General features: G+C 66.6%; 19 protein-coding genes. 3 read left to right on the forward strand and 16 right to left on the reverse strand.

Annotated features, from left to right (window positions below):
- Window positions 1-68: 68 nt before the first annotated feature.
- From pnp to CMV14_RS23010, 12 genes are all read right to left on the reverse strand, one after another.
- Window positions 69-2,405 (reverse strand): polyribonucleotide nucleotidyltransferase, encoded by a 2,337-nt coding sequence (pnp, locus tag CMV14_RS22955; RefSeq protein ID WP_066963693.1) that lies wholly within the window; start codon window positions 2,403-2,405, stop codon window positions 69-71.
- Between the two features lie 203 nt (window positions 2,406-2,608).
- A complete protein-coding gene (rpsO, locus tag CMV14_RS22960; protein ID WP_066963690.1) occupies window positions 2,609-2,878 on the reverse strand; it encodes a 30S ribosomal protein S15 in 270 nt (89 codons plus the stop codon).
- Window positions 2,875-3,795, reverse strand: a complete 921-nt coding sequence (gene truB / locus CMV14_RS22965) for a tRNA pseudouridine(55) synthase TruB (protein ID WP_066963687.1) — start codon at window positions 3,793-3,795, stop codon at window positions 2,875-2,877. Before truB ends, rpsO begins: the two co-directional genes overlap by 4 nt.
- A gap of 59 nt (window positions 3,796-3,854) precedes the next feature.
- Window positions 3,855-5,957, reverse strand: a complete 2,103-nt coding sequence (locus CMV14_RS22970) for a catalase (protein ID WP_066963685.1) — start codon at window positions 5,955-5,957, stop codon at window positions 3,855-3,857.
- A 105-nt stretch (window positions 5,958-6,062) separates the two neighbouring features.
- Window positions 6,063-7,028, reverse strand: coding sequence for an MBL fold metallo-hydrolase (locus CMV14_RS22975; protein WP_066963683.1), 966 nt, complete (start codon window positions 7,026-7,028; stop codon window positions 6,063-6,065).
- A gap of 10 nt (window positions 7,029-7,038) precedes the next feature.
- Window positions 7,039-7,386 carry an STAS domain-containing protein gene (locus tag CMV14_RS22980; RefSeq protein ID WP_066963680.1) on the reverse strand — a complete coding sequence of 116 codons (348 nt, stop codon included), beginning with the start codon at window positions 7,384-7,386 and terminating at the stop codon, window positions 7,039-7,041.
- Window positions 7,387-7,455: 69 nt separating this feature from the next.
- Entirely contained in the window at window positions 7,456-8,079 is a 624-nt protein-coding gene (locus CMV14_RS22985; protein WP_066963875.1) for an arylesterase, read from the reverse strand.
- A 58-nt stretch (window positions 8,080-8,137) separates the two neighbouring features.
- Window positions 8,138-8,716 (reverse strand): M23 family metallopeptidase, encoded by a 579-nt coding sequence (locus tag CMV14_RS22990; RefSeq protein WP_066963677.1) that lies wholly within the window; start codon window positions 8,714-8,716, stop codon window positions 8,138-8,140.
- A gap of 10 nt (window positions 8,717-8,726) precedes the next feature.
- A complete protein-coding gene (locus CMV14_RS22995) occupies window positions 8,727-9,719 on the reverse strand; it encodes a L,D-transpeptidase family protein (RefSeq protein WP_066963673.1) in 993 nt (330 codons plus the stop codon).
- Window positions 9,720-9,776: 57 nt separating this feature from the next.
- On the reverse strand, window positions 9,777-11,264 hold the full coding sequence (locus tag CMV14_RS23000) for a serine hydrolase domain-containing protein (protein ID WP_066963670.1): 1,488 nt from the start codon (window positions 11,262-11,264) through the stop codon (window positions 9,777-9,779).
- 23 nt (window positions 11,265-11,287) lie between these two features.
- On the reverse strand, window positions 11,288-11,731 hold the full coding sequence (locus CMV14_RS23005) for an HPP family protein (RefSeq protein ID WP_066963667.1): 444 nt from the start codon (window positions 11,729-11,731) through the stop codon (window positions 11,288-11,290).
- Between the two features lie 4 nt (window positions 11,732-11,735).
- Window positions 11,736-13,319 carry a peptide chain release factor 3 gene (locus CMV14_RS23010; RefSeq protein ID WP_066963872.1) on the reverse strand — a complete coding sequence of 528 codons (1,584 nt, stop codon included), beginning with the start codon at window positions 13,317-13,319 and terminating at the stop codon, window positions 11,736-11,738.
- Window positions 13,320-13,438: 119 nt separating this feature from the next.
- On the opposite strand from CMV14_RS23010, the gene CMV14_RS23015 reads away from it, so the two are divergent.
- Window positions 13,439-14,626: a BaiN/RdsA family NAD(P)/FAD-dependent oxidoreductase gene (locus CMV14_RS23015; RefSeq protein WP_066963665.1), complete on the forward strand. Its 1,188-nt coding sequence runs from the start codon at window positions 13,439-13,441 to the stop codon at window positions 14,624-14,626.
- On the opposite strand, the gene CMV14_RS23020 is transcribed toward CMV14_RS23015, so the two are convergent.
- The gene (locus tag CMV14_RS23020; protein ID WP_238147124.1) at window positions 14,572-15,741 is read right to left on the reverse strand and encodes an acyltransferase family protein; all 1,170 of its coding nucleotides are present in this window, start codon (window positions 15,739-15,741) and stop codon (window positions 14,572-14,574) included. The two genes, CMV14_RS23015 and CMV14_RS23020, sit on opposite strands and share 55 nt — an antisense overlap.
- 269 nt (window positions 15,742-16,010) lie before the next feature.
- On the opposite strand from CMV14_RS23020, the gene CMV14_RS23025 reads away from it, so the two are divergent.
- Window positions 16,011-17,816 (forward strand): DEAD/DEAH box helicase, encoded by a 1,806-nt coding sequence (locus tag CMV14_RS23025; RefSeq protein ID WP_066963662.1) that lies wholly within the window; start codon window positions 16,011-16,013, stop codon window positions 17,814-17,816.
- Between the two features lie 42 nt (window positions 17,817-17,858).
- On the opposite strand, the gene CMV14_RS23030 is transcribed toward CMV14_RS23025, so the two are convergent.
- Window positions 17,859-19,208, reverse strand: a complete 1,350-nt coding sequence (locus CMV14_RS23030; protein ID WP_202820875.1) for an MFS transporter — start codon at window positions 19,206-19,208, stop codon at window positions 17,859-17,861.
- A 73-nt stretch (window positions 19,209-19,281) separates the two neighbouring features.
- Between CMV14_RS23030 and CMV14_RS23035 the strand changes: the two genes are divergently transcribed.
- Window positions 19,282-19,692, forward strand: coding sequence for a helix-turn-helix domain-containing protein (locus CMV14_RS23035; protein WP_238147125.1), 411 nt, complete (start codon window positions 19,282-19,284; stop codon window positions 19,690-19,692).
- 19 nt (window positions 19,693-19,711) lie between these two features.
- Here the strand turns inward: CMV14_RS23035 and CMV14_RS23040 are convergent, their stop codons facing one another.
- Both CMV14_RS23040 and CMV14_RS23045 read right to left on the reverse strand, forming a co-directional pair.
- Window positions 19,712-21,502 (reverse strand): acyl-CoA dehydrogenase C-terminal domain-containing protein, encoded by a 1,791-nt coding sequence (locus tag CMV14_RS23040; protein WP_066963655.1) that lies wholly within the window; start codon window positions 21,500-21,502, stop codon window positions 19,712-19,714.
- 153 nt (window positions 21,503-21,655) lie between these two features.
- A complete protein-coding gene (locus CMV14_RS23045) occupies window positions 21,656-23,962 on the reverse strand; it encodes a 3-hydroxyacyl-CoA dehydrogenase/enoyl-CoA hydratase family protein (protein WP_066963652.1) in 2,307 nt (768 codons plus the stop codon).
- Window position 23,963 lies beyond the last annotated feature (1 nt).

Genomic DNA, 23,963 nt, shown 5'->3' on the forward strand with positions numbered 1-23,963 from the left:
GTTCAACGCGCCTCCAAAGAAAAAGGGGAGCGTTTCCGCTCCCCTTCTCCATTTCAGCCGATCGTCGATCAGTCGTCGTCGCGCTTCAGGAAGGCCGGTGCGAAATCGGGCGCGGGGCCGTCATCGCCGCCTTCCGAACGCTCACGGCGCGGGCCGCGATCGCCGCGCGGACCCCGGTCGCCGCCGTCACGGCGCGGGCCGCGATCGCGATCACCGTCGCGACGCGGGCCACGGCCGCGATCGCCGCGATCGCCACGCGGACCACGATCGCCACCCTCACGCGGCTCGCGCGGCGGACGGGTGTCGGGCAGTTCCTCGCCGGTCTCCTGGTCGACGACGCGCATCGACAGGCGGACCTTGCCGCGCTGGTCGATCTCGAGCACCTTGACCTTGACTTCCTGGCCTTCGCTCAGGGCATCGGCCACCTTCTCGACACGCTCGTTCTTGATCTCGGAGACGTGGACGAGACCGTCCTTGCCGCCCATGAAGTTCACGAAGGCGCCGAAATCGACGAGGTTGACGACCTTGCCGACGTAGATCTTGCCCACTTCCGGCTCGGCGACGATGCCGATGATCCAGTTCTTCGCGGCTTCGATCTGCGTGATGTCGGACGACGAAATCTTGACGGTGCCGTCATCATCGATGTCGACCTTGGCGCCGGTGGTGGCGACGATCTCACGAATGATCTTGCCGCCGGTGCCGATGATGTCGCGGATCTTGTCCTTGGGAACCGACATCGTCTCGATGCGCGGCGCGTGCGCCGACAGCTCGGTGCGGGTCGAATCGAGCGCCTTGGCCATCTCGCCCAGGATGTGCGCGCGGCCTTCCTTGGCCTGATGCAGCGCGGTCTTGAAGATCTCCTCGGTGATGCCGGCGATCTTGATGTCCATCTGCATCGTGGTGATGCCTTCGGACGTGCCCGCCACCTTGAAGTCCATATCGCCGAGATGATCCTCGTCGCCGAGGATGTCGCTGATCACCGCGAAGTTCTTGCCTTCGAGGATCAGGCCCATCGCGATGCCCGAGACCGGGCGCTTGATCGGCACGCCGGCATCCATCATCGCGAGGCTGCCGCCGCACACCGTCGCCATCGACGACGAACCATTCGACTCGGTGATGTCCGAGGTCAGACGGATGGTGTAGGGGAACTCCTCCTTGCTCGGCAGCACCGCGTGCAGCGCGCGCCAGGCCAGCTTGCCATGGCCGACTTCGCGGCGGCCCGGCGCGCCGAAGCGGCCGACCTCACCGACCGAATAGGGCGGGAAGTTGTAGTGCAGCATGAAATGCTCGTAGCGCAGGCCGGTCAGGCCATCGATCATCTGCTCCGATTCCTTGGTGCCCAAGGTGCAGGTGGAGATGCTCTGCGTCTCGCCGCGTGTGAACAGCGCCGAGCCGTGCGCGCGGGGCAGGAAATGCGCCTCGGCGACGATCGGACGGACCGTCTTCGTGTCGCGGCCGTCGATGCGGCGGCCATCCTTGAGGATCGCGGTACGGACGATCTCGGCCTCGAGCTTCTTGACGAGCTTGTTGGCGGCCATCTGGTCCTGCGGCGCGGCGTCGGCAAAGGCCGCCTTCGCCTTGGCACGGGCCTCGTTGAGCGCGGCCGAGCGGGCCGACTTGTCGGTCAGCTTGTAGGCGGCATCGATGTCCTTGCCGATCAGCTTCTTCAGCTTGGTCTTGGCGGCAGACAGATCGGCCTGGGGGGCCATCTCCCACGGATCCTTGGCGGCCTTCTCGGCCAGCTTGATGATCGCCTTGATGACGTCCTTGATCGCCTTGTGGGCGAACAGCACGGCGCCGAGCATCGTGTCTTCCGACAGCTCCTTGGCTTCGGATTCGACCATCATCACCGCGTCATGGGTGGCGGCGACGACCAGATCCAGATCGCCTTCGGCGACCTGGCCGTCGGTCGGGTTCAGCTGGTATTCGCCATCCTTGTAGCCGACGCGGGCGGCGCCGATCGGGCCCATGAAGGGAACGCCCGAAATCGTCAGCGCGGCCGACGCGGCGATCATCGCCAGGATGTCGGGCTCGTTCTCGCCGTCATAGCTCAGCACCTGGGCGATGACGTTGATCTCGTTGTAGAAGCCCTCCGGGAAGAGCGGGCGGATCGGGCGGTCGATCAGGCGGGAGACCAGGGTCTCCTTCTCGGTGGCGCCACGCTCGCGCTTGAAGAAGCCGCCGGGGATGCGACCCGACGAGAAATACTTCTCCTGATAATGGACGGTCAGCGGGAAGAAGTCCTGCCCTTCCTTGACACTGCGCGCCGCCGTGACGGCGCAGAGGACGACGGTCTCGCCGAGGGTCGCGAGCACCGCGCCATCGGCCTGACGGGCAACACGGCCCGTTTCCAGCGTGAGGGTCTGGCCGCCCCACTGGATTTCAACTTTCTTGGTATCGAACATCTGAGTTCCTTGTCTCCGGACGCCCTATGCGCCCGGGGCCTATGCGGGCGGCACGCAGGACCTTTTCCTGTGCCGCCTCATGAGGCAGGCCGCCTTCGGCCTGCCGTGGCGGGGCCTGGTGCCCGCCGTCCCGCCGGGTGCCGGATTGCACCTGGCCGGAAAGTGCGAACGGCCCCGTTTTGGCGGGGCCGTTCAAAGCTGGCTTACTTGCGCAGGCCGAGCTTGCCGATGAGGGCGGTGTAGCGGTCCGCGTCCTTCCGCTTGAGATAGTCGAGAAGGCTGCGGCGCTTGTTGACCAGCATCAGCAGACCGCGGCGCGAATGGTTATCCTTCGCATGGGTCTTGAAATGCTCGGTCAGGTTGTTGATGCGCTCGGTCAGGATCGCGATCTGCACCTCGGGGCTGCCGGTGTCGCCGTCGGTGCGGGCGTTGTCGGCAATGATCGCGGTCTTGCGTTCGGCGGTAACGGTCATGTGTCTTCCTTCGACATCACATTGAAGCCCCGCACCACCCGGACCTGCTGGTCCTCCACCTCGACCAGCGCCACCGGCATATCGCCGTCGATCGCAAGGTTGAGGCCGGTGGGTGCGGCGATCCCGATCAATCTGCGCCCCTCGCGGAGCGCCCTTGCCTGATCGGGGGTGACAGATAGAGCCGGGATGTCGTCCAGCCCCGCCGTCAGCGGCAAGATCGCTTTTTCAAGCTGCCGGGCCTTAGCGAGTTCCTCCAGTTTGTCCAGCGGAATCGCTGGTGCAAAGGTGAAGGGGCCCGCCTTGGTACGGCGGAGCATCGTGACATGGCCGACGCTGCCGAGCGCGCGGGCGATGTCCCGCGCAAGGCTCCTTATGTAGGTGCCCTTGGACACCGAACAAGAGAGGGTCCCCTCCGCCAGCTCGTCTCCCTCGCCCGCCGCGCCGACATCGACGATGTCCAGACGGTGGATGGTGACGGCGCGCGTCTTCATCTCCACCTGCTCACCGACACGGGCCAGGTCATAGGCGCGCTCGCCGTCGATCTTCAGCGCCGAATAGACAGGCGGCACCTGCTCGATCGGGCCGGTGAAGCGGGGCAGCACCGCTTCAAGAGCCGCGCGAGTCGGCCGCACGTCGCTGGTCGTCACCGCCTTGCCCTCGGCGTCGAGCGTATCGGTCTCGACCCCGAAGCCGATGGTGAAATCATAGGCCTTGTCGGCGTCGAGCATGCGGCCCGATAGCTTGGTCGCCTCGCCGATCGCGACCGGCAGCACCCCCGACGCCAGCGGATCGAGCGTGCCGCCATGGCCGACCTTGTACTTGCCATAGCCGCCGGTACGCAGCGCACGCTTTACCGCAGAGACGATCTGGGTAGAGCCGGGCCCGACCGGCTTGTCGATGATGATCCAACCATGCATGGCGCGCGCATCTAGACGCCATCGGACGCCGGCGCCAGCCTGCCCCAGCCGCTACCCGATCATTGCGGCAGGGCGGCGGCGTCGAGGTCCACCTTCAATTCGCGCTGCCACAGGCGAAGCGGCGCGCAGGCTGCGAGAAACGCCTTGGCATCGCCTTTGTGAACCAACGGGAAGCAACCCGCGTCCATGTCGTCGGCGGCAATGCCGGCTTTCTCGAACAGCAGCCGGGCGGGCTTGGTATAGGCGATGAACTTGCAATGGGCGAAAGCGTCGGAGACGAAATCCTTCGCGGGCTTGTCGATCGCCAGCATCCCCGCGCCCGCTTCCGAAAGGACCAATGCCACCGCGTCGTAGAGCACCGACGCGCCGCCATCGATCTTCTGCCGCGCCTCGATCATCGCGCCATCGGACAGCCTTGCCCCGGCGATGTGCGGGGCGATGATCTCATAGCTGCCGCGTTCGGCGCCCACCGCCGCGATCAGATCTGCGACGACCGCCGCGTCGGCGCCGTCGGTGACGAGGATGCCGAGCTTGCGGCCCTCGAAACGCATCGGCCCGCGCTTGACGATCGACAGCGCTTCCGACGGCGGAAGATCGGTCCGCGGCTCCACCGCGGCCGGGTGGGCCTTGGGCAATTTCTTCAGCCCGAGGCCCTTGGCCACGGTCTGGGCGAGGTCGGGATGGATGTTGGCGAGATGCGCCACCATCCGCTCGCGAATGTCGGGCCGCAGGCATTTGCTGAGTTCGAACACCAGCGCATCACCGATATGTTTCTGCTCGATCGGCGTCTGGCTGATGAAGAACTGGCGGGCCTGGCTGTAGTGATCGGCGAAGCTTTCCGGCCTGATCTGCTGCTTGGGCCCGTTTTCGGCGGCAGCGAAGTGGCGATAGCCGGTCTTGGGATCCTCCTTCGGTCCCACGCCCCAGCTGTTCGGTTCGTAGTTTACCCGCCCGCGCGGGTTGCGCATCGCCATATGCCCGTCCTGCTGATGATTGTGCATCGGGCAGCGCGGCGCGTTGATCGGGATATGGGTGAAGTTGGGCGAGCCGAGCCGCTTCAGCTGGGTATCGAGATAGGAGAAGTTGCGCCCCTGCAGCAGCGGATCGTTCGAGAAGCCGATGCCCGGCACCACATTCTGCGTGCAGAAAGCGACCTGCTCGGTCTCCGCGAAGAAATTGTCGACCCGGCCGTCCAGCACGAAGCTGCCGATGATCTCGACCGGCACCTGCTCCTCCGGAATGATCTTGGTGGGATCGAGGATATCGAACTCGAACCGCTCGGCGAACGCCTCGTCGAACAGTTGCACCCCCAGGTCCCATTCGGGCGGGGCGCCCATTTCGATCGCATCCCACAGGTCGCGGCGGTGGAAGTCGGGGTCCGATCCGTTGATCTTGACGGCCTCGTTCCAGAGCACCGACTGCAGGCCGAGCCGGGGCTTGAAGTGGAATTTGACGAAGGTGCTGGCGCCCTTGGCGTTGATGAGGCGGAAGCTGTGGACGCCAAAGCCCTCCATGAAGCGGTATGAGCGGGGAATGGCCCGATCGGACATGACCCACATGATCATGTGCATGCTTTCGGGCGTCAGGCTGATGAAGTCCCAGAAATTGTCGTGCGCGGTCTGGGCCTGCGGGAACTCGCGATCCGGTGCTGGCTTGGCGGCGTGAATGAGATCGGGAAACTTGATCGCGTCCTGGATGAAGAAGACCGGAATGTTGTTACCGACCAGATCCCAATTGCCCTGCTTCGTATAGAATTTGGCCGCGAAGCCACGGACGTCGCGGGCCAGGTCGAACGAGCCCTTGTTGCCCGCGACCGTGGAGAAGCGCACAAACATCGGCGTCGCCTCGCCGACTTCGGTCAGCACCTGCGCGGTCGTGTATTTCGCCAGCGACTTGTTGAGGGTGAACGTGCCGTGCACGCCATAGCCGCGCGCGTGGACGACCCGCTCGGGAATGCGTTCATGATCGAAGTGGAAGATTTTCTCGCGGAAATGGAAATCCTCGAGCAGCGTGGGTCCGCGCTCGCCGAGCTTGAGCGAGTTCTGGTCGTCGGCGACCGGAACGCCCTGCTGCGTGGTGAGGACCGTCTCCTCGCCGGACGGCCGCTGGTGCGTCTCGCCCCCGGTGCCCGGGTTGCGCTTCGAATAAAAGGGATCGGCCATGTGCTCACCTCCGCTGCTGGCGAAGGCGGTAACCGCTCAACCGGGCCTCAGGTCCCGCCGATAATGTAATTATTCCGCTAACTTAGATCAATTCCTGGGCGGACATCACACCTCCAGCTCCAGACTGTCATAGGAGCAGACGATCTCCAGCGGGGTACGATCCTTGCGATTCAGCGCCTCGTAACGGACGGTTTCGTCGTAGAGGCTGTCGATATCGGCGTCGCTGCTGGTCGGCTCATGGTGGAACAGGACCAGTTTCTTCGCCCCGGCACCATGGCAGAGGTTGACCGCCATCACATTGCTCGAATGGCCCCAGTCCGCCTTCAGGGTGATGCTCTCCGCCAGCGAATACATGGTGTCGCAGACGACAAGGTCGGCCCGGTCGAAGAAGGTCTCGAACGCCTGCTTGTCCTCCAGGTCGTCCATCCGGTGCTCGGCATCGGTCGAGAAGACGAAGGTCTTGCCGTTCTTGCGGAATTTCCAGGCATAGGAGACGTGGCTGTGGTCCTGCGGCATCAGTTCCACGTCGATCCCATCGACATTGTACGGCTCACCTGGGCTCAGCACCTTGAACTCGATCTTCGCGCGCAGCCAGTCGAACGCCACCGGGAAGCTGATCTCCTCCTGCTGGCGGCGCAGCGCCGCCTCGCAATCGGCATGGCCCGAATGGATGACGATATGGGCGTTGGGATCGAAGGCCGGCCCGAAGAAGGGAAAGCCCATGATGTGGTCCCAATGGAGATGGGACATGAAGAAATTATATTTCCGCGAGCGCCCCTGCTGGGCGATCCGCCGGAAGGCGTCATTGCCCAACTCGCGCAGGCCCGATCCCATGTCGAGGATGAAGAAGCTGTCGTCGGCGCCCTCGATCTCAAGGCAAGTCGTCGCGCCGCCATAGGTGTGGCCCTCACCGAAGCGCAGCTCCTGGTTGACGAAGCCCCGGGCCTCGCCTTCGTCGGCGAAGCTGCGGCCCTGGGCCCGCATCAGCGCATTGACGAGCTTGTCCTCGATGGCGCGGGCGCGTGGCGCCACCGGCAGCGATCCCCTCGTCCCCCAGAAGCGGACCAGCATCCCCAAAATTTCAGTCTCCACCCGTGTCGATATCATCGACGATATCGAAGATGAGCTGGTAGCGGCTGATCTCAAGCACCTCGCGGAGCGCAGGGTTGGGCCGGGCGAGCACGATCTTCACATTGCTGTTGATCGCCTCCTTGCGGGCAATCGTCAACGCCATCAGCGCGGCCGCCGACATATGCTCGACATCGGCAAGATCGACCACGAACTCGCCCTCCCGCATGTCCGCGCCGGCCGCAGCCGCCGCCACGCCGTCACGGAGATGGCTCAGAAAGGCATCGCGCGCGCCATCGTCGATGTCGCCCGCCGGATGTCCTACTGGTCCTCGCGTCGATGACGACGCCGCCCATTGCATCGAAGCCCTCCCCCGCTTCGTTTCCGCAGAAGAACTTAGGGCCAGATTCGGCCGGCTGCAACGGGCTCATTACGGAGTTGTCAGCAGGCGGCGTATCTGTGGAAGCAGGCCGCGTACGATCACGGAAACCCCGCGTTCATTGGGGTGGATCGCGTCGCCGATATGAAGCGAACGATCCCCCACCACGCCCTGCAGGAAGAACGGGTAGAGCGCAGCCCGGTGTTTCGCGGCAAGCCGCGCGTAGATCGGGTTGAACTGCCGTGCATAAGCGGCCCCAAGATTGGGCGCGGCGACCATGCCGGCGAGCAGAACCTTGATGTTGCGCTTGCGCAGCTCGGACAGGATCGCATCGAGATTGGCCTCCGCGCGACGGGGATCCTGCCCGCGCAGCATATCGTTCGCGCCCAGCTCGACGATGACGAGATCGGGCTTGGCCTTGAGCGAGGCGAGCACCCAGTTCAGCCGCGCCCGTCCCTGCGCAGTGGTGTCGCCCGACACGCCCGCATTGTGCACCCGCGCCGGCACGCCGGACTTGCGCAGCGCCGCTTCCAGCTGGGGCGCGAAGCCCTGTCCGGGAGGCAGGCGATAGCCGGCGGTTAGGCTGTCTCCGAAAGCCAGCACCAGCTTGTCGGCCGCCTGGGCGGACGCAGGGAAAAGGAGAAGGGCGAGAATAGCGAGGAAGGGGTGCAGCATGACGGCGATATTGGCATGGCGGGCGCGGATGTCACCCCCCACCCATCCGCTGTCCGCGCTATCGGCGCGTCAGCAAGGGATAGGGATTGACCGCCTTCCCCTGCCACCAGCTTTCGCCCGGGGCCATCGCGTTGATAGCATAATGAAGGTGCGGCGCCTCCGGGCTCGCATCGCCGGTCGAGCCGACCGTGCCGATCATCTGGCCCTGGGCGATCCTTTGTCCCTCGGCAAGGCCGGGAACGTAGGAATCCAGATGGGCATAATAATCGACCCACTGGCCACCGCCGCGCCGGATATAGATGGTCCGCCCGCCCAGCCGGCTGTCGAACAGCTTTTCGACCGTGCCCGCGGCCGCGGCGATCACGGGCGTGCCACGTGGTGCCATGATGTCGATCGCGTCATGAACCCGGCCTTCGCCCCGCGCATCGTCGAAGGTGTCGCTGAGCTGCGCGGCCTTCACTCCGGCGACAGGAATGACCAGCGCCCCCTGCCTGGCCACTGCTGGAAGGGCCGGCTGGGATGGCGACACTGCTTGCCGGGGCGCTGGTGCTGGCCCACCCGGCAGGTTGAGCGCGATCACCCAGCCGAGATAACCCAGCACAAGGACCAGCAGGACGATCGCAATCTTGCGGATCACCGTCGCCGCCTCATTCCTGGAAGACCGCCGGGGTGCCCGGCTTCACCATCAGCGCCAGCCGGGCCGCGTCCCAGTTGGTCAGGCGAATGCAGCCATGGCTTTCGGTTCGCCCGATCGTCTCCGGGCGCGGCGTGCCGTGGATGCCGTAATGCTTCTTGTCGAGATCGATCCACACCACCCCGACCGGCCCGTTCGGGCCCGGCGGCAGCAGCGCCTTCTTGTCGGTACTGTCGGCATCCCAGAACAGCTTGGGATTGTAATGGAAGGGCGGGTTGTAGGAACGGCCCTGGATTTTCCATGTGCCGATGGGCAGCGGATCATATTCGCTGCCCATCGTCGCGGGGAACTGGGCGACCAGCTTGCCGGCCCCGTCATATCCCCGCAGCACGCCGTCGGACTTGTCGACGACCACCTTGGCGACCTCGGGCTGGTCCGATCCCACATTGAGCGTCCAAAGCGTCTTGCGCCAGGCAGGGTTGATATCCTGCGCGAACGCCTGCTTCGGCGGGATGACGTTGGGCACCTTGATCGTCGCGCCGGGCCGCACCCGCGTCTGTGGGGAGTTGAGCGCGATCAGGGTGGCCCTGGTCGTATGATATCGCTCGGCCAGCTTCTCCATCGCGTCGGCATAGCCGAGCGATTTCATCTTCGCCTGATCGGACTCCTTGGCGGGGAGCGGGCCGACAAACGGCCCCTCGAGTATCGCCGGGGTCAGCTTCACGTCGATCACGGTGGGCATCGCGCGGAAGGGGGCGAAGCTCTTGACCGTCGCGGCATCCAGCTTGCCGGTCAGGGGCAGCCCTTTCGCCTCCTGCCAGCCGCGCAGCGCCTTGGCGAAACTCATGCCGCCGGCGCCGTCGATCACGCCCGGGCCGAAACCCAGCCGATCGAGCAGCACCTGCGCGCCCAGGATGCGCTGGTCGGGCGCGGCGGCGCTTGCGGCGATGGGGATGAGGGCGGGAAGGAAGGCGGCGGACAGGACCAGAAACTTCAGCAGACGCACACACAGCTCCTCTCGTCGTAACGAGGGGACAACGTGCGGCGGGTCGTTTCTTTCCCGTCAGGGGGCGGCGACGCCCAGCTTGAGTTCCTGGATGGCAGGTGTGCCAGTAGGGGCAAGCAGCAGACTGCCGTCGATCCGGCCATGCTCGCACGTCCAGCCGAAACTCCCCGCCATTGCCGTTGTAGCGGTGACGGGTTCGCCGGCCGCGCACGCGCCCACCTCGGCCCGGAGCCGCGCAAGCTCGGCTCGCCAATGTGGTGCATCGCGATCCATCAGGACGTTCATCGCGAGCCGGTCTTTCGCCACCATCACGTCGCCGGCCGCCCAGATCGCCCGCACCGCCTCATAGCCGGCCGCAACCCCGGGGCTGACCGGCACCGCCCTATCGTCGATCGAACCCGCCGCCTCCAGCGCCAGCGCGGCGCGGAAGGCCGGCACCGAGGGCGCGGCATAGGTGCGGCTGGCGAAGGCGAAGATGCCGATGCCCTTTTCGGGCAGCAGGATGACCACCGATCCATATCCGGGATAGCCGCCGGTATGGGTCAGCGCCCGCCCCAGATCGCAATCGTCGAGCACGCGCCAGCCCATGCCATAGGCCACCGCCTGACGGCAGGGCGCGCCGATCGTGGGATTGCGCATCTGGCCGGTCGCGAAGTTGGAACCCTCGGCGATCGCGCGGACGGTCGCGCGCGGAACCGGCCCCGTGTCCGCGCCGTCGCGCGGCGGCCAGGCCGAGAGCAGGAAGGCGACCCAGCGCGCATAGTCGTTCGCGGTCGTCTCCATCCCGCCCATGGCCCCGAAGGCGCCATCGGCCATGTCGGGCTCACGCAGCCAGCCGCCATCCTGCCAGCGATAGCCGATCGCGCGCGTTTCGCGCGGCGAGGCGGCGATATCGTAGCCGGTCGCATCCATCCCCAGCGGCCTGAGCAGCGTCCGGCCGATATAGGCCTGATAGGATTGGCCCGACACATTGGCGATGATCCGGCCCAGCGTCGCATAGCCGAAGTTCGAATATTCCATCGCCAACCCCGCCGGCCGGGAGAAGGGCACGCCCGCCTTCAGCATCGCGGTGAAATCCTGTTCGGGCAGCGATTGCTGCCGATCGCCCCAGGGATTGTCGTCGACGAAGCCCGCGCTGTGGTTGAGCAGGTCGCGCACCGTGATGCGGCGGGCGTCGCTGGTCGGATATGTCCAGCCTCGCATTTCGGGCACATAGTTTTCCGCCGGGGCGTCGAGCGATAATTTTCCCTCGTCGCGCAGCTTGAGGATGGCAAGCGCGGTGAAGGCCTTGCTCATCGAGGCGATGCGGAAGCGGCTGTCGAGATCGACGGGGCGCTTCGCCTCGAGATCGCGGACGCCGAGGCCCTTCGCATGGACCAGCTTCCCATCCGCGACGATGCCATAGACCAGCCCCGGAACATGGGAATCGAGCCGCCACCGGGCGAAGACGTTATCGATCTCGGCGACGGTCACGGGATCGAGCGACGCGGCGCGCAGGGGTAGGGCGATCAGCAGCAGGCTGAGGGTGACCAGGGATCTGAACATGCGCACTCCTCCCTATGATCAGATCAGCGCCGACGCAGCACCGCACCGAGCGCGGCGATCCCTGCGGCGCCGAGCAGCAGCAGCGGAACCGCGATGTGCGGCGACACCGGATGCAGGGTGAAGACCAGCCCGGTCGCGGCGGCGGGCGGATGCATCGCCCGGCCGACCAGCATCAGCAGCAGGCCGAGCGTCGCGGCGATGATCGCGACGCCCACCGAGGCCCCGAAGAAATAGCCGGCGACCGAGCCGACCACCGCCGTCGCCGCATGCCCCGCGACGATCGGCCAGGGATGGGCGCTCGGCAGCTTCGGGGTGGTGGCGACCAGCGCGAGCGAGTTCACCAGCGGCATCCACATCGCGATGATGCCGAAATGGTGGGCAAGGCCGCCGAATAGGGCGAGGGCGGCGAGAAAGACCGTCGCGGCGAGCGCGACCTGTTGCCACGACATCGCCTCGGTCCGCACCATGGGCTCAGCGCCGGTCCTTGGTGGCGGAGAATTTCAGAGCCGGGAATTTGCCCTGGATATAATTCAGCTCCCAGGCATCCTTGGCCATGAACACCGGCGCCTCGTCGCGGTCGGCCGCCATCGCCGAGCGGTGCAGACCGATGAACTCGTCCAGCGCCTTCTCGTCGTCCGAAGAAACCCAGCGCGCGGTGTCGTAGGGCGAGGGCTCGAAACCGGCATCGACCTTATACTCGACCTGAAGGCGCGAGATCAGCACGTCGAGCTGGAGCTGGCCGACCACGCCGATGACGAGCTGCGATCCGATCTGCGGATGGAAGACCTGCATGATCCCCTCCTCCGCCATGTCGTTGAGCGCGTTGCGCAGCTGCTTGGTCTTGGTCGGATCGGCGAGCTTCACGCGGCGCAGGATTTCGGGCGCGAAGTTCGGCAGGCCGGTGATGCGGACCGTCTCCCCCTCCGTCAGCGTGTCGCCGACCCTGAGGGTGCCGTGGTTCGGGATGCCGATGATGTCGCCGGGAAAGGCCTCTTCCGCCAGCTCGCGGTTCTGGGCGAAGAACAGGATCGGGCTGTGCACCGCGATCGACTTGCCGGTGCCGACCTGCGCCAGCTTCATGCCGCGTTTGAACCTGCCCGAGCAGAGCCGCATGAAGGCGACCCGGTCGCGGTGCTGCGGGTTCATGTTAGCCTGCACCTTGAAGATGAAGCCGGCGACATTGGGCTCGGCCGGATCGATGTCGCGCGGGTCGCCGGGCTGCGGGCGGGGCGACGGCGCATAGTCGGCCAGCGCGTCGATCAGCTGCTCGACGCCGAAATCCTTCAGCGCCGATCCGAAATAGACCGGCGTCAGATCGCCATTGCGATAGGCGGCCTCGTCAAACTCGGCATAGCCGACCTGGGCGAGCTCGATCTCCTCGCGGACCTGGCTCAGGACATGCTCGGGCACGATATCGTCTAGCTGGGAATCGTTGATCCCGGCGACCGCGATCGCATCCCCTTCATAGGCGCCGGTCGCATCGGCAGCCGGCCGATAGAGCCGGTCGCGGGCGAGATCGTAGATGCCTTCGAAGGTGCCGCCCATGCCGACCGGCCAGCTCATCGGCGCGACGTCCAGCGCCAGCGCGTCGGCAATCTCGTCGAGCAGCTCGAAGCAGGGCCGCCCCTCGCGATCGACCTTGTTGACGAAGGTGATGATCGGCACCGAGCGCAGCCGGCACACCTCGAACAGCTTGCGGGTCTGCGGCTCGATGCCCTTGGCCGCATCGATCACCATCACCGCCGAGTCGACCGCGGTCAGCGTGCGATAGGTATCCTCCGAGAAATCCTCGTGGCCCGGCGTGTCGAGCAGGTTGAAGGTGATGCCGCCGCGCTCGAAGGTCATCACCGAGGACGTTACCGAGATACCGCGCTGCTGCTCGATCTTCATCCAGTCCGATCGCGCCCGCCGCGTCTGGCCGCGCGCCTTGACCTCACCGGCGAGATGGATCGCGCCGCCGAAATAGAGCAGCTTCTCGGTCAGCGTGGTCTTGCCGGCGTCCGGATGCGAGATGATCGCGAAGGTGCGGCGGTCGGGGCGGTCGGTCTTGCTCATGATGGCGGCGGCGGATAGCAGCACTCTCTGGAAAAGCCCATTCCGTTCGTGTCGAGCGAAGTCGAGACACGTTCCGGAAGCCAGCGTCCCTCGACTTCGCTCGGGACGAACGGAGCGTGATGAAAGACTTCCCCATTTTTGACCTGATCATCATCGGCGCCGGTGCCGCCGGGATGATGTGCGCGCTCACCGCCGGGCAGCGGGGGCGCAAGGTGCTGCTACTGGACCATCTCGACCGGGCGGGCGCCAAGATCCTGATCTCGGGCGGGGGGCGCTGCAACTTCACCAATGTCGAGGGCGACAAGGCCGAACGCTATCTGTCGGCCAACCCGCATTTCGCACGATCGGCGCTGGGCCGCTATGCCCCGCAGGACTTCATCGACCTGGTCGAGGCGCATGGCATCGCCTGGCATGAGAAGACGCTGGGCCAGCTGTTCTGCGACGGATCGGCGAAGCAGATCGTCGCGATGCTGGAGGAGGAATGTGCGAAGGGCGGGGTCGAGACGAAGCTGCTGACCCGCATCACCGCCATATCGAAGCCCGACGAGAATTTCCGCGTGGAGACTCCAGGGGCAACCCACGCCGCGTCATCGCTGGTGATCGCGACCGGCGGCCCTTCCATCCCGAAGATGGGGGCGACCGGCTTCGCCTATGACGTCGCACGCCAGTTCGGGCTCAAGGTGGTCGAACCGCGTCCGGCGCTGGTGCCGCTGACGCTGGGCCAGGACGACCGGCTGTTCGAGAGCCTGTCGGGCGTCTCGCTCGATGTCGTCGCCTCGCTCGGCAAGGCCCGGTTCCGCGAGGCGGCGCTGTTCACGCATCGCGGCCTGTCCGGCCCCGCCATTCTGCAGATCAGCAGCTATTGGCGCCATGGCGACACGATCGCGCTCGACCTGCTGCCCGGCACCGATGCGCGCAGCATCCTTCCCGAAGCCAAGCGTGTCCGGCCCAATGCCGAACCCCGCACGATATTGCGCGAACATTTTCCGGACCGGCTTGCCGATGTGCTGGCCGATCGCCTGGGCCTTTCGGGGCCTCTGCACGAACACCGGGACGCGACGCTTGCCGAGGCGGGCGCCCGGCTCAACCGCTGGACCCTCACCCCCAATGGCTCGGAGGGTTTCGCCAAGGCCGAGGTGACGATCGGCGGCGTGTCGACAGACGGGCTCGACCAGCGCAGCCTGATGGCCAGGAAGGTGCCCGGCCTCCATTTCATCGGCGAGGGGGTCGACGTGACCGGGTGGCTGGGCGGCTATAATTTCCAATGGGCGTGGGCGAGCGGACGGGCGGCGGGCGAAGCCGCCTGATCCCTGCCCAGCCGGCCACCGCTAAGGAGATCGGCCGTGCCGGGTGAGATCGCCTCGATCGCCTGCGCGAGCAGCATCGCGAAGCCGAGCGCCAGCAGCGGCTGGACAAGGAAGAAGATCGGCCAGCCGGCGCCACCCATCGGCCCGGTGAAATGGCCGATCGCGGGGGCCAGCAGCCACATGAAAAGCAGATGGCTGCAGAACAGGAAGAAGGCATAGCGCTCCAGCCTGAGCAGCCGGCTTGCCACCGGCCAGCGCGCCAGCCCCATCGTCGTCCGCCAGACGAGCAGCGCCGCCGCCGCGCGGGTGGCCAGATCGACCGCCGCCGCCAGCATGACGTGATGGGAAGCGGCGCCCCCGCCGTGGACCGACAGCCAGATCTTGAGCGGAACGACCAGCGCGAAGGGCAACGCCGCCCGCCATGCCGCCAGTGTGCCGAGCCGTTCTGCAAGATCGTGCCGCCGCGCCAGGATGCCGGTGACGAAGAACAGCAATATGCCAGGCCGCAACAGCAGATAGAGCTGCCACGCGCCGACTACCCAGACCGCCGCAAGCCCCCCGATCAGCAGCAACCAGCGCGAGCGCAAACGCGCCAGCAGCGGTGCGGCCAACATGCAGAGGAACAGGTCGCGCAGGAAATTGGTCTGGACGTTGATGTCGCCCGCGCGAGTGAGATCCAGCATATTGTCCGCGATCCAGCGCGCGTCACCGAGAAGCGGGGCGCGGATCAGGCCGAGCGTCCCGGCGCCGACCACCAGCACCAGCGCGATCGCATTCCACAGCAGCATCGGCACCAGCACCGTTCGCGCCTTGGCCGAGAGGAACCGCCTTGCCCCGCGCTTCGCCAGCGAATGGGCGACCAGCCAACCCGATACGATGCTGAGCAGCGGGACCGCGCTTCGCCCAAACAGCTCGATCACCGTCCAGCGCAGCAGGTCCTGGCCCGATCCCGCCAGCGCCGCCATCTCGTCACCGGCCAGCCCGGTCCAGCCATGAACCCAGACGATGCCGAGGATGCAGATGAGGCGGGCGATAGCGATCGCCTGCGAAACCGGGAGGAGCGGCGGCTGTGCCATGCGCCATGCCGGCGCGTCGGGAGGGAGCATGCGCGTCATCGCTCCCGCCGATGGCGATGCGAAGCTGAACATCGGCTGCATGCCCGCCGCATCTGCCCCGGCGGCGCCACGGCCTGCCCCAGGGCGGTCGAATCCCGCGCCGACATGTTCATTCCCCCCACAATGGCTCCGCCACCCCATATGGAGCACGAAGGTTTTTCTTCCCTGGCCGCGACACTTTCCATGCTGCTGGCATTTCCGGCAACGATTGCCTATAGAGGCCGCTCATGCCGCGCGGAGAGGCGCCGGCCCTAGTAATCGGAATCCAGATGCCCTTTTCTTCTCTGCCGCGGCCGGTGGCCGAGGCAATCACCGAGCGTGGCTATACCGAGCCCACCCCCGTACAGGCGCAGGTGATCGCCGCCGAAGCCCATGACCGCGATCTGCTGGTCTCCGCCCAGACCGGTTCCGGCAAGACCGTCGCCTATGGCCTCGCCATCGCCGAGACGCTGCTCCAGGGCGCGGAAGCCCTGCCGCGACCGGGCGAGCCACTCGCCCTGATCATCGCGCCTACCCGCGAACTGGCGCTGCAGGTCCAGCGCGAACTGCAATGGCTCTACGCCAAGCTGGGCGCCCGCGTCGCCAGCTGCGTCGGCGGCATGAACGTGCGGGTCGAGCAGCGCGCGCTGTCCTATGGCTGCCACATCGTGGTGGGCACGCCGGGCCGGCTCAAGGATCACCTGGAGCGCGGTACGCTCCAGCCCGGATCGCTGCGCGCGGTGATCCTCGACGAGGCTGACGAGATGCTCGACCTCGGCTTCCGCGAGGACCTCGAGGAAATCCTCGACTTGACCCCGCCCGAGCGGCGCACGCTGCTGTTCTCGGCGACGATGCCCAAGCCAATCGCTATGATGGCCAAGCGCTACCAGCGCGATGCGCTGCGCATCGAAACGACCAGCGCGCGCGAAGCCCATGCCGATATCGACTATCGCGCGATGGCGGTCGCCCCGGCCGACATCCAGAACGCCGTCGTCAATGTGCTGCGCTTCCACGAAGCGAAGGGCGCGATGGTGTTCTGCGCGACCCGCGAGAATGTCCGCCGCCTGTCGGCCACCCTGACCGAGCGCGGCTTCTCCGCCGTCACCCTGTCGGGCGAGCTGAGCCAGAACGAGCGCAATCACGCCCTCCAGGCCCTGCGCGACCGCCGCGCCCGCGTCTGCATCGCCACCGACGTCGCCGCACGCGGCATCGACCTTCCCGGGCTCGAACTGGTCATCCATGCCGAGCTGCCGATCAACCCGGAGACGCTTCAGCATCGCTCGGGCCGCACCGGCCGGGCAGGCAAGAAGGGCACCTGCGTGCTCATCACCCCCTATCAGCGCCGCCGCCATGCCGAGCGGCTGCTGCGCGCGGCCAATGTCAACGCGACCTGGGAGCCGGTGCCGACGCCCGACGCCATCTATGCGCGCGACCAGGAACGGCTGATGGAAAGCCTGTCGGTCGGCGAGGTTGCCGAAGAGGATCTGGAGGTAGCCCGCAAACTGCTGGAGACGATGAGCGCCGAACAGATCGCCGCCGCCTTCGTGCGTACCCAGCGCCAGAGCCTCCCCGCCCCGGAAGAACTGATCGACGCCTCCCCCATGGCCCGTGGAGACCGCGAGCAGGCCACTCGCGAACAGGGCCCGCGCCCAGGCTTCGAGGACACCGTCTGGTTCCGGATGAACATCGGCCGGGGCCAGAATGCCGATCCACGCTGGCTGCTGCCGCTGCTGTGCCGGCGCGGCCACATCACCAAGCGTGACGTCGGCGCGATCCGCATCTTCCAGACCGAGACCCGCTTCGAGATTCCGCGCACGATCGCCAACAAGTTCGTCGACGCGCTCAAGCGCACCTCGGGCGAAGACGACGGGGTGATCATCGAACCGGCCGGCGACGCGCCGACCCCGCCGGTCGGCCAGCTCCGCGACCGCCGCGGCCCGCCGCCGCGCACGCAGCTGCGGCCGAACTACGAGCGCGGTCCGGGTGAGCCGGGCGGCGCGCCACGTGGCCCGTCACGGGGCCCGGGCGGCCCCGGCGGCCCTAAGCGCTACGGCGCGAAGCCGTTCAACAAGGGCGGGCGGAAACCGGGCGCCTGATCGATGCAGCGCGTGCCGAGCGCGCCGTAATCGTCAACGCGATCACGACCAGTCCGGCCGCGACGGTAAGGTCAACCGCATGCCCGCGGCCACCGCATCGGGCGCGGCGGCCATGATGTCGGCCGTACCGGTTCCGAACAGGAACAGCGCCCCCATCGCGGCAGTCCCGGTGAGGAGGCCCAGATTGCGCGACAGGCCGATCAGTCCCGATCGGAGGCCGCGCCGTTCGTGCGGGGCGCCCGCCATCAGGGCGCTGTTGTTGGCCGCCTGGAAGACCGCATAGCCGATGGTCATCAGCATGATCGACGCGAGATAGGCTGCAACGCCGCCGGCCATCGGCATCAGCGCGAGCGCCGCCGCTCCAGCCGCGATCCCGATGAGCCCGGCCGAACCCGCCCGCGCCGCGCCGAATCGGTCCACCAGCCGTCCGGCGGGAATACCCGCCAACGCGGCAGCGAGCGGCCCCGCGGACAGCAGCAGACCCATCATCGCGGGACCGAGACCGAGCGACCGAGACAGATAGAAGGGGCCGACGATCAGGGTCGTCATCATCACCGTCGCAACCAATGCGCTTGCCGCCAGGCCCGCCATCAGTCGTCGATCGCGGAGCTCCGCGATCGGGATCAGCGGCGCCGATACCCTGCGCTCGGTGCGGAGTAATGCGGCGAGGGCCATCGCCGAGGCGATCAGCAGCGCGACATTGGCCGCGCCGAACCGCCCCCGGCCCATCGTCATTGCCAGCGCATAGCTGGCGAGGGCCGTGCCCAGCAGCAGCATGCCGGCGCCATCGAAATCCCGGCTGGTGCGCGCCGGCGCCGCATCGGGCGGCAGAGTGCGCCATGCCAGCAGCAGCGCGGCAATCGCCAGCGGTACATGGATGAGGAAGATCGCCTGCCAGCTGCCCCAGGCGATCAGGACACCGCCCAGCGTGGGACCGAGCATCGTTCCGGCGGCCGACATGGTGCCGAGCAGCCCCATGGCGCTGCCGCTTCTCTCGCGGGGGACAATATCCCCGACGAAGGCGATAGCGAGGGTGAGCATGATCGCCGCACCGGCACCCTGGACGACCCGCGCCACGAGCAGCCCGGCCATGGAGGGGGCCACGGCACACAACAGCGAGGCGGCGGCGAAGGTCGCCATACCAACGAGCAGCAAGCGGCGGCGACCGACGAGATCGCCAAGCCGGCCGACGATCACGGTCAGCATCGTCACCGCCAGCAAATAGGACAGTATGACCCATTGCGCCGCCGCGAAGGACGCGCCGAACGCCTGCGCCAGAGCGGGCAGGGCGGCGTTGGCGATACTGGTGGCGAGCGACGGCAGCAGCACCGCAAACGACAGGCCAAGCATCGGCAGCGGAGATGTCCTGTCCGGACGGATGCGGGCGATCATGACGGTCTCCTTGTCTCGATGGATCAGGAGAGGCATGCTGCCACTTCAAGTTCAGTTGAGGTCAAGGATGAAAATGCCCGATATCGCCGAGGTGGCCAAAGCATCCGGCCTGCCCGCCTCGACCCTGCGATTCTACGAGGAGAAGGGCCTGATCGAGTCGCTCGGGCGTCGCGGGCTCCGCCGCACTTTTGATCCGGCGGTGATCGAGCGGCTGTCGCTGATCGGGCTCGCGCGGATGGCGGGTTTCTCGCTCGACGAGATCGCCGCAATGTTCGGCTCCGCGCTTACCGTGGACCGCGACCTGCTGGCAGCGAAGGCCGACGAGCTCGACCGGAAGATCCGGGAGCTTGCCGCGTTGAAACGCGGCCTGGAGCACGCCGCCGCCTGCCCGGCGCCGAACCATATGGAATGCCCGTCCTTCCGGCGGCTGGTGAAGATTGGCGCCAAGCGCGCGCGAAAGAGGTCAAAGCCCCTCTCCCGTTAAGGGAGAAGGGCTGGAATGGTCAGAACGCCTCTTCGGGCATGTCCATCATCGAGGCCTTGCCGGCCTTGATCGCGGTCAGCAGCCCCGCGACCTGGGGCAGGATGCGTTCGTAGAAGAAGCGAACCGTGACCATCTTGGCGGCGTAGAAGCCGTCCGGGTCCTGGCCCATCATCGTCTTGATGCCAGCGATCTTGGCCGAGCGGGCGAAAAGATAGGCGATCGCGACGAGGCCCAGCAGACGGAGGTAATCGGACGAGGCGGCGCCCGCCTCCTCCGGATCGGCCATGCCCTTCTGGGCGATCGTCGCGGTGGCGAGCTGGAGCGCACCGAACGCCTTTTCCAGCGCGTCGATCATCTTCTCCATGCCCGGCGTCGACTTGTTCTTCTCGATATATTCGGCGACCGGATGGAAGAAGCTGCGCAGGTAGCGGCCACCATGGGCCGGCAGCTTGCGGCCGACCAGATCGAGCGCCTGGACGCCGTTGGTGCCTTCATAGATCATCGCGATGCGGGCATCGCGGGCATATTGCTCGACGCCATGCTCGCGGATGTAGCCATGGCCGCCATAGGTCTGCACCGCGAGATGAGCGGCCTCATGCCCCAGATCGGTGAGCAGCGCCTTGACCACGGGGGTCATCAGCGCGGTCATGTCCTCGGCGCGCTGACGGATCTCCGGATCCTCCGAATGCCGCTCGGCGTCCAGCGCCCGCGCGACCCACATGCTCAGCGCGCGGCAGCCCTCGGTATAGGCGCGCATCGTCATCAGCATGCGGCGCACATCGGGGTGGACGATGATCGGATCGGCGGCGAGATCGGGACGCTTGGGGCCGGTCAGCGCGCGGCCCTGGATGCGATCCTTGGCATAGGCGACCGCGGCTTGATAGGCGGCGGCACCGACGCCGAGACCCTGGACGCCGACCGAGACGCGCTCGGTGTTCATCATCGTGAACATCGCGGCCAGGCCCTGGTGCGGTTCGCCGACCAACCAGCCGGTCGCATCGTCGAAGCTCATCTGGCAGGTCGCCGAGGCCTTGAGGCCCATCTTGTGCTCGATGCCGGTGCACTGCACGCCGTTGCGCGGGCCGATCGAGCCATCTTCCTTGATCAGGAATTTGGGCACGACGAACAGGCTGATCCCCTTCACGCCCTTGGGCGCGTCGGGCAGGCGGGCGAGGACGAGGTGGATGATGTTCTCGGTCAGATCATGGTCGCCGGCCGAGATGAAGATCTTGTTGCCGGTGATCTTGAAGCTGCCATCCTCCTGCGGCACCGCTTTGGTGCGCAGCATGCCGAGATCGGTGCCGCAATGCGGCTCGGTCAGGCACATGGTTCCGGACCAGGTGCCCTCGACCATCTTGGGCAGGAAGCGCTCCTGGATATCAGGGCTGGCATGCGCCTTGATCGCAGTGGTGCCGCCATGGGTGAGCCCCGGATAGAGGCCAAAGCTGAGATTGGCCGAGCTGATCATCTCCTCGACCAGCTTGTTCACCGTCTCGGGCAGGCCCTGCCCGCCCCATTTGGGATCGTTGGCCAGTGCGCACCAGCCGCCTTCGCGGAACTGGTCATAGGCCTGCTTGAAGCCCTTGGGCGTGCGGACGACGCCGTTTTCCCAGGTGCAGCCTTCCTCGTCGCCGCTCATGTTGAGCGGCAGCAGCACGTCATGCGCAAGCTTTGCCGCCTCCTCCAGCACGGCGTCGATCAGGTCGGGGGTGAACTCGGCATGGGCGGGAAACGTCCCGAAGCCGTCCTTGGCGAACAGCTCATGGATCAGAAAGCGCATGTCGCGCAGCGGGGCTTCATAGACTTGCATCGTCTTACTCTCCCTAGGTCCTCCCCGGTACGGGGAGGGGGACCGCGAAGCGGTGGAGGGGGGCCGTATCCTCGCAACGCCCGGTTGCGTCCAGTCTCACTCCCCCTCCACCATCCTTCGGATGGTCCCCCTCCCCGTACCGGGGAGGAATAATCAATTCCGCAGCGGCTTGCCGGTGGTCAGCATCGTCTCGACCCGCGCCATCGTGCGCGGATCGCGGACCCGCTTCATGAAGGCGGCGCGTTCGAGCGCCAGCATATCCTCCTCGCTCACCACGTCGACCAGATCGGCATCACCGCCGGTCAGCACGCCGGCGAGCGCGTCGGAAACGACAACGTCATAGTCGGTCGCGAGCCCGCGCTTGTGGAAGCCCTCAGCCGCCATGCCGAGCGCGACCCGGCCGCTTGCGCCCGGCAGGCGGAACACCGGCGGCTCGGGCGGCTTGTAGCCATCGACCAGGGCCAGCGCCCTGGCCTTCGCGTCGGCCAGCAGCCGATCGCGGTTCATGGTGATGCCGTCGTCCTTGCGCAGGAACAGCAGTTCCTTCGCCTCGGCTGCCGACTTGGCGACGGTCGCGGTCGAGATGGTCTCGAACGCCTTGGCCACCGCCGGCATCGGGCCGCGCGGCAACAGACCAGACTTCACCCAGCGATCGATATATTCGCCGCAGCCGCCCCAGCCAGGGACGAGGCCGACCCCGCATTCGACCAGCCCGATATAGCTTTCGGCATGCGCCTGGATCGCATCCGAATGCAGCAATATCTCGCAGCCGCCGCCCAGCGCCAGGCCGGCCGGGGCCGAAACCACCGGGAAGGGCGCATATTTGAGCGCCTTATAGGCCTGCTGTCCGCCGCTCACGAGCTTGTCGATCTCGCCCCAGGCGGCGATATTCACCGCGAACAGGGCGAGGCCGAGATTGGCGCCGGCCGAGAAATTGCCGCCCTCATTATAGACGACCATCGCCTTCATCGAAGTGGCAACATGCGCGATCGCCTTGCCCAGCAGGCCAAGCATCTCGCCGTCCAGCGCGTTCATCTTCGAAGTGAACTCGAAGCAGGCGACACCGTCGCCGATATCCCAGAGCGCCGCCGCGCCGTTCTTCATGATCGGCTTGGATGCCAGTTTGACATCCTCGAGCAGCAGCACGCCGTCGGGGCGGACGACGTCATGATAGGCGCCGTCGAGACCCAGATAGCGGCGCTTGCCACCTTCGACACGGTAGAAGCTGCCGTCACCCACGGTCGCCAGTATCGCCGGCACCGGTCGGCCCTCGCTCGCCAGCCGCTCGGCGAAAGCTTTGGCGCCGAGCTGGTCGATCAGCTCGAACGGGCCATATTTCCAGTTATAGCCGAGCTTCATCGCGTCATCGATCGCGACGATATCGTCGGCGATGGTGCCGACCAGACTCGCAGCATAGCTGAGCACCTGGCCCAGCACCGCCCAGGCGAAGTCGCCGGTCTTGCCGGGCATGGCGACGAGTTGCGGCAGCTTGGCGCGCGGCGCCTCCGCCTTGATCGTCGGACGATATTCGCCGGTGGCAAGATCGAGCGCTTCCTTGCGCTTCCCGGCCTCGCGGTTGATCCGGTAGAAACCACCCTTGCCCTTGCGGCCGGTATAGCCCTCCGCGATCATCTTCTCGACCAGCGGGATCGGCCGCACCGTGGCGATATAGGGATCGTCCTTGGGCAGGGTATCCGCGAAGCTCTTGAGCAGCAGCGGCATCAGATCGATGCCGACCAGATCGAGCAGGCCGAAGATGCCGGTCTTGGGCACGCCCATCGGCTTGCCGCCGATCGCGTCGGCTTCCTCGATCGCGAGCCCCAGATCGGTGGCCGCGTTGACCGCGACCTGCAGCCAGTAGCTGCCGATACGGTTGGCGATGAAACCCGGGGTGTCCTTGGCGAGCACGACCCGCTTGCCCATGGCCCGGTCGATGAAGGCGCCGACACGCGCGACGGTCGCCGGATCCGACTTCGGACCGACGACCATCTCCAGCAGCTGCATGTAGCGCGGCGGGTTGAAGAAATGGGTGATCAGGAAATCGGCGACGAAGGCCTCCGACCGCCCCTCGATCAGCCGCCCGAGCGGAATAGTCGAGGTGTTGGACGAGACGGCGGTGCCGGCCTTCCTGACCTTCTCGAGCCTGGCGTAGAGATCCTGCTTCAGGTCGAGCCGTTCGATGATCGCCTCGACGATCCAGTCGCATTCGGCGACGCGGGCGAGGTCATCCTCGATATTGCCGGTCTCGACCAGCTTCGCCGCCGCCTTCGACATGAAGGGGGCGGGGTCGGCCTTGAGCATCCTGGCGACCGCCCCCTCGGCGATGGCGCTGCGGTTCGCGCCCTCCCTGGGAACGATATCGAGCAGCAGCACCGGCACGCCGGCATTGGCCACCTGCGCGGCGATGCCGGCGCCCATGGTGCCGGCGCCGATCACGCAGACCTTCCTGATCGGCTCCATG

The sequence above is a fragment of the Rhizorhabdus dicambivorans genome, from assembly GCF_002355275.1.
Taxonomy (GTDB): domain Bacteria; phylum Pseudomonadota; class Alphaproteobacteria; order Sphingomonadales; family Sphingomonadaceae; genus Rhizorhabdus; species Rhizorhabdus dicambivorans.

What these genes read in the sequence shown, in the direction of transcription:
- CMV14_RS23035 (WP_238147125.1), top strand. Translation starts at nt 19,282, where the DNA reads ATGCCCGATATCGCCGAGGTGGCCAAAGCATCCGGCCTGCCCGCCTCG.
- CMV14_RS22980 (WP_066963680.1), bottom strand. Translation starts at nt 7,386, where the DNA reads ATGCAATGGGCGGCGTCGTCATCGACGCGAGGACCAGTAGGACATCCG.
- truB (WP_066963687.1), bottom strand. Translation starts at nt 3,795, where the DNA reads ATGCATGGTTGGATCATCATCGACAAGCCGGTCGGGCCCGGCTCTACC.
- CMV14_RS23005 (WP_066963667.1), bottom strand. Translation starts at nt 11,731, where the DNA reads ATGGTGCGGACCGAGGCGATGTCGTGGCAACAGGTCGCGCTCGCCGCG.
- CMV14_RS23025 (WP_066963662.1), top strand. Translation starts at nt 16,011, where the DNA reads ATGCCCTTTTCTTCTCTGCCGCGGCCGGTGGCCGAGGCAATCACCGAG.
- CMV14_RS23020 (WP_238147124.1), bottom strand. Translation starts at nt 15,741, where the DNA reads ATGACGCGCATGCTCCCTCCCGACGCGCCGGCATGGCGCATGGCACAG.
- CMV14_RS23040 (WP_066963655.1), bottom strand. Translation starts at nt 21,502, where the DNA reads ATGCAAGTCTATGAAGCCCCGCTGCGCGACATGCGCTTTCTGATCCAT.
- CMV14_RS22975 (WP_066963683.1), bottom strand. Translation starts at nt 7,028, where the DNA reads ATGCTGGTCCGCTTCTGGGGGACGAGGGGATCGCTGCCGGTGGCGCCA.
- pnp (WP_066963693.1), bottom strand. Translation starts at nt 2,405, where the DNA reads ATGTTCGATACCAAGAAAGTTGAAATCCAGTGGGGCGGCCAGACCCTC.
- CMV14_RS22970 (WP_066963685.1), bottom strand. Translation starts at nt 5,957, where the DNA reads ATGGCCGATCCCTTTTATTCGAAGCGCAACCCGGGCACCGGGGGCGAG.
- CMV14_RS23010 (WP_066963872.1), bottom strand. Translation starts at nt 13,319, where the DNA reads ATGAGCAAGACCGACCGCCCCGACCGCCGCACCTTCGCGATCATCTCG.
- CMV14_RS23000 (WP_066963670.1), bottom strand. Translation starts at nt 11,264, where the DNA reads ATGTTCAGATCCCTGGTCACCCTCAGCCTGCTGCTGATCGCCCTACCC.
- CMV14_RS22985 (WP_066963875.1), bottom strand. Translation starts at nt 8,079, where the DNA reads ATGCTGCACCCCTTCCTCGCTATTCTCGCCCTTCTCCTTTTCCCTGCG.
- rpsO (WP_066963690.1), bottom strand. Translation starts at nt 2,878, where the DNA reads ATGACCGTTACCGCCGAACGCAAGACCGCGATCATTGCCGACAACGCC.
- CMV14_RS23030 (WP_202820875.1), bottom strand. Translation starts at nt 19,208, where the DNA reads ATGATCGCCCGCATCCGTCCGGACAGGACATCTCCGCTGCCGATGCTT.
- CMV14_RS23015 (WP_066963665.1), top strand. Translation starts at nt 13,439, where the DNA reads ATGAAAGACTTCCCCATTTTTGACCTGATCATCATCGGCGCCGGTGCC.
- CMV14_RS23045 (WP_066963652.1), bottom strand. Translation starts at nt 23,962, where the DNA reads ATGGAGCCGATCAGGAAGGTCTGCGTGATCGGCGCCGGCACCATGGGC.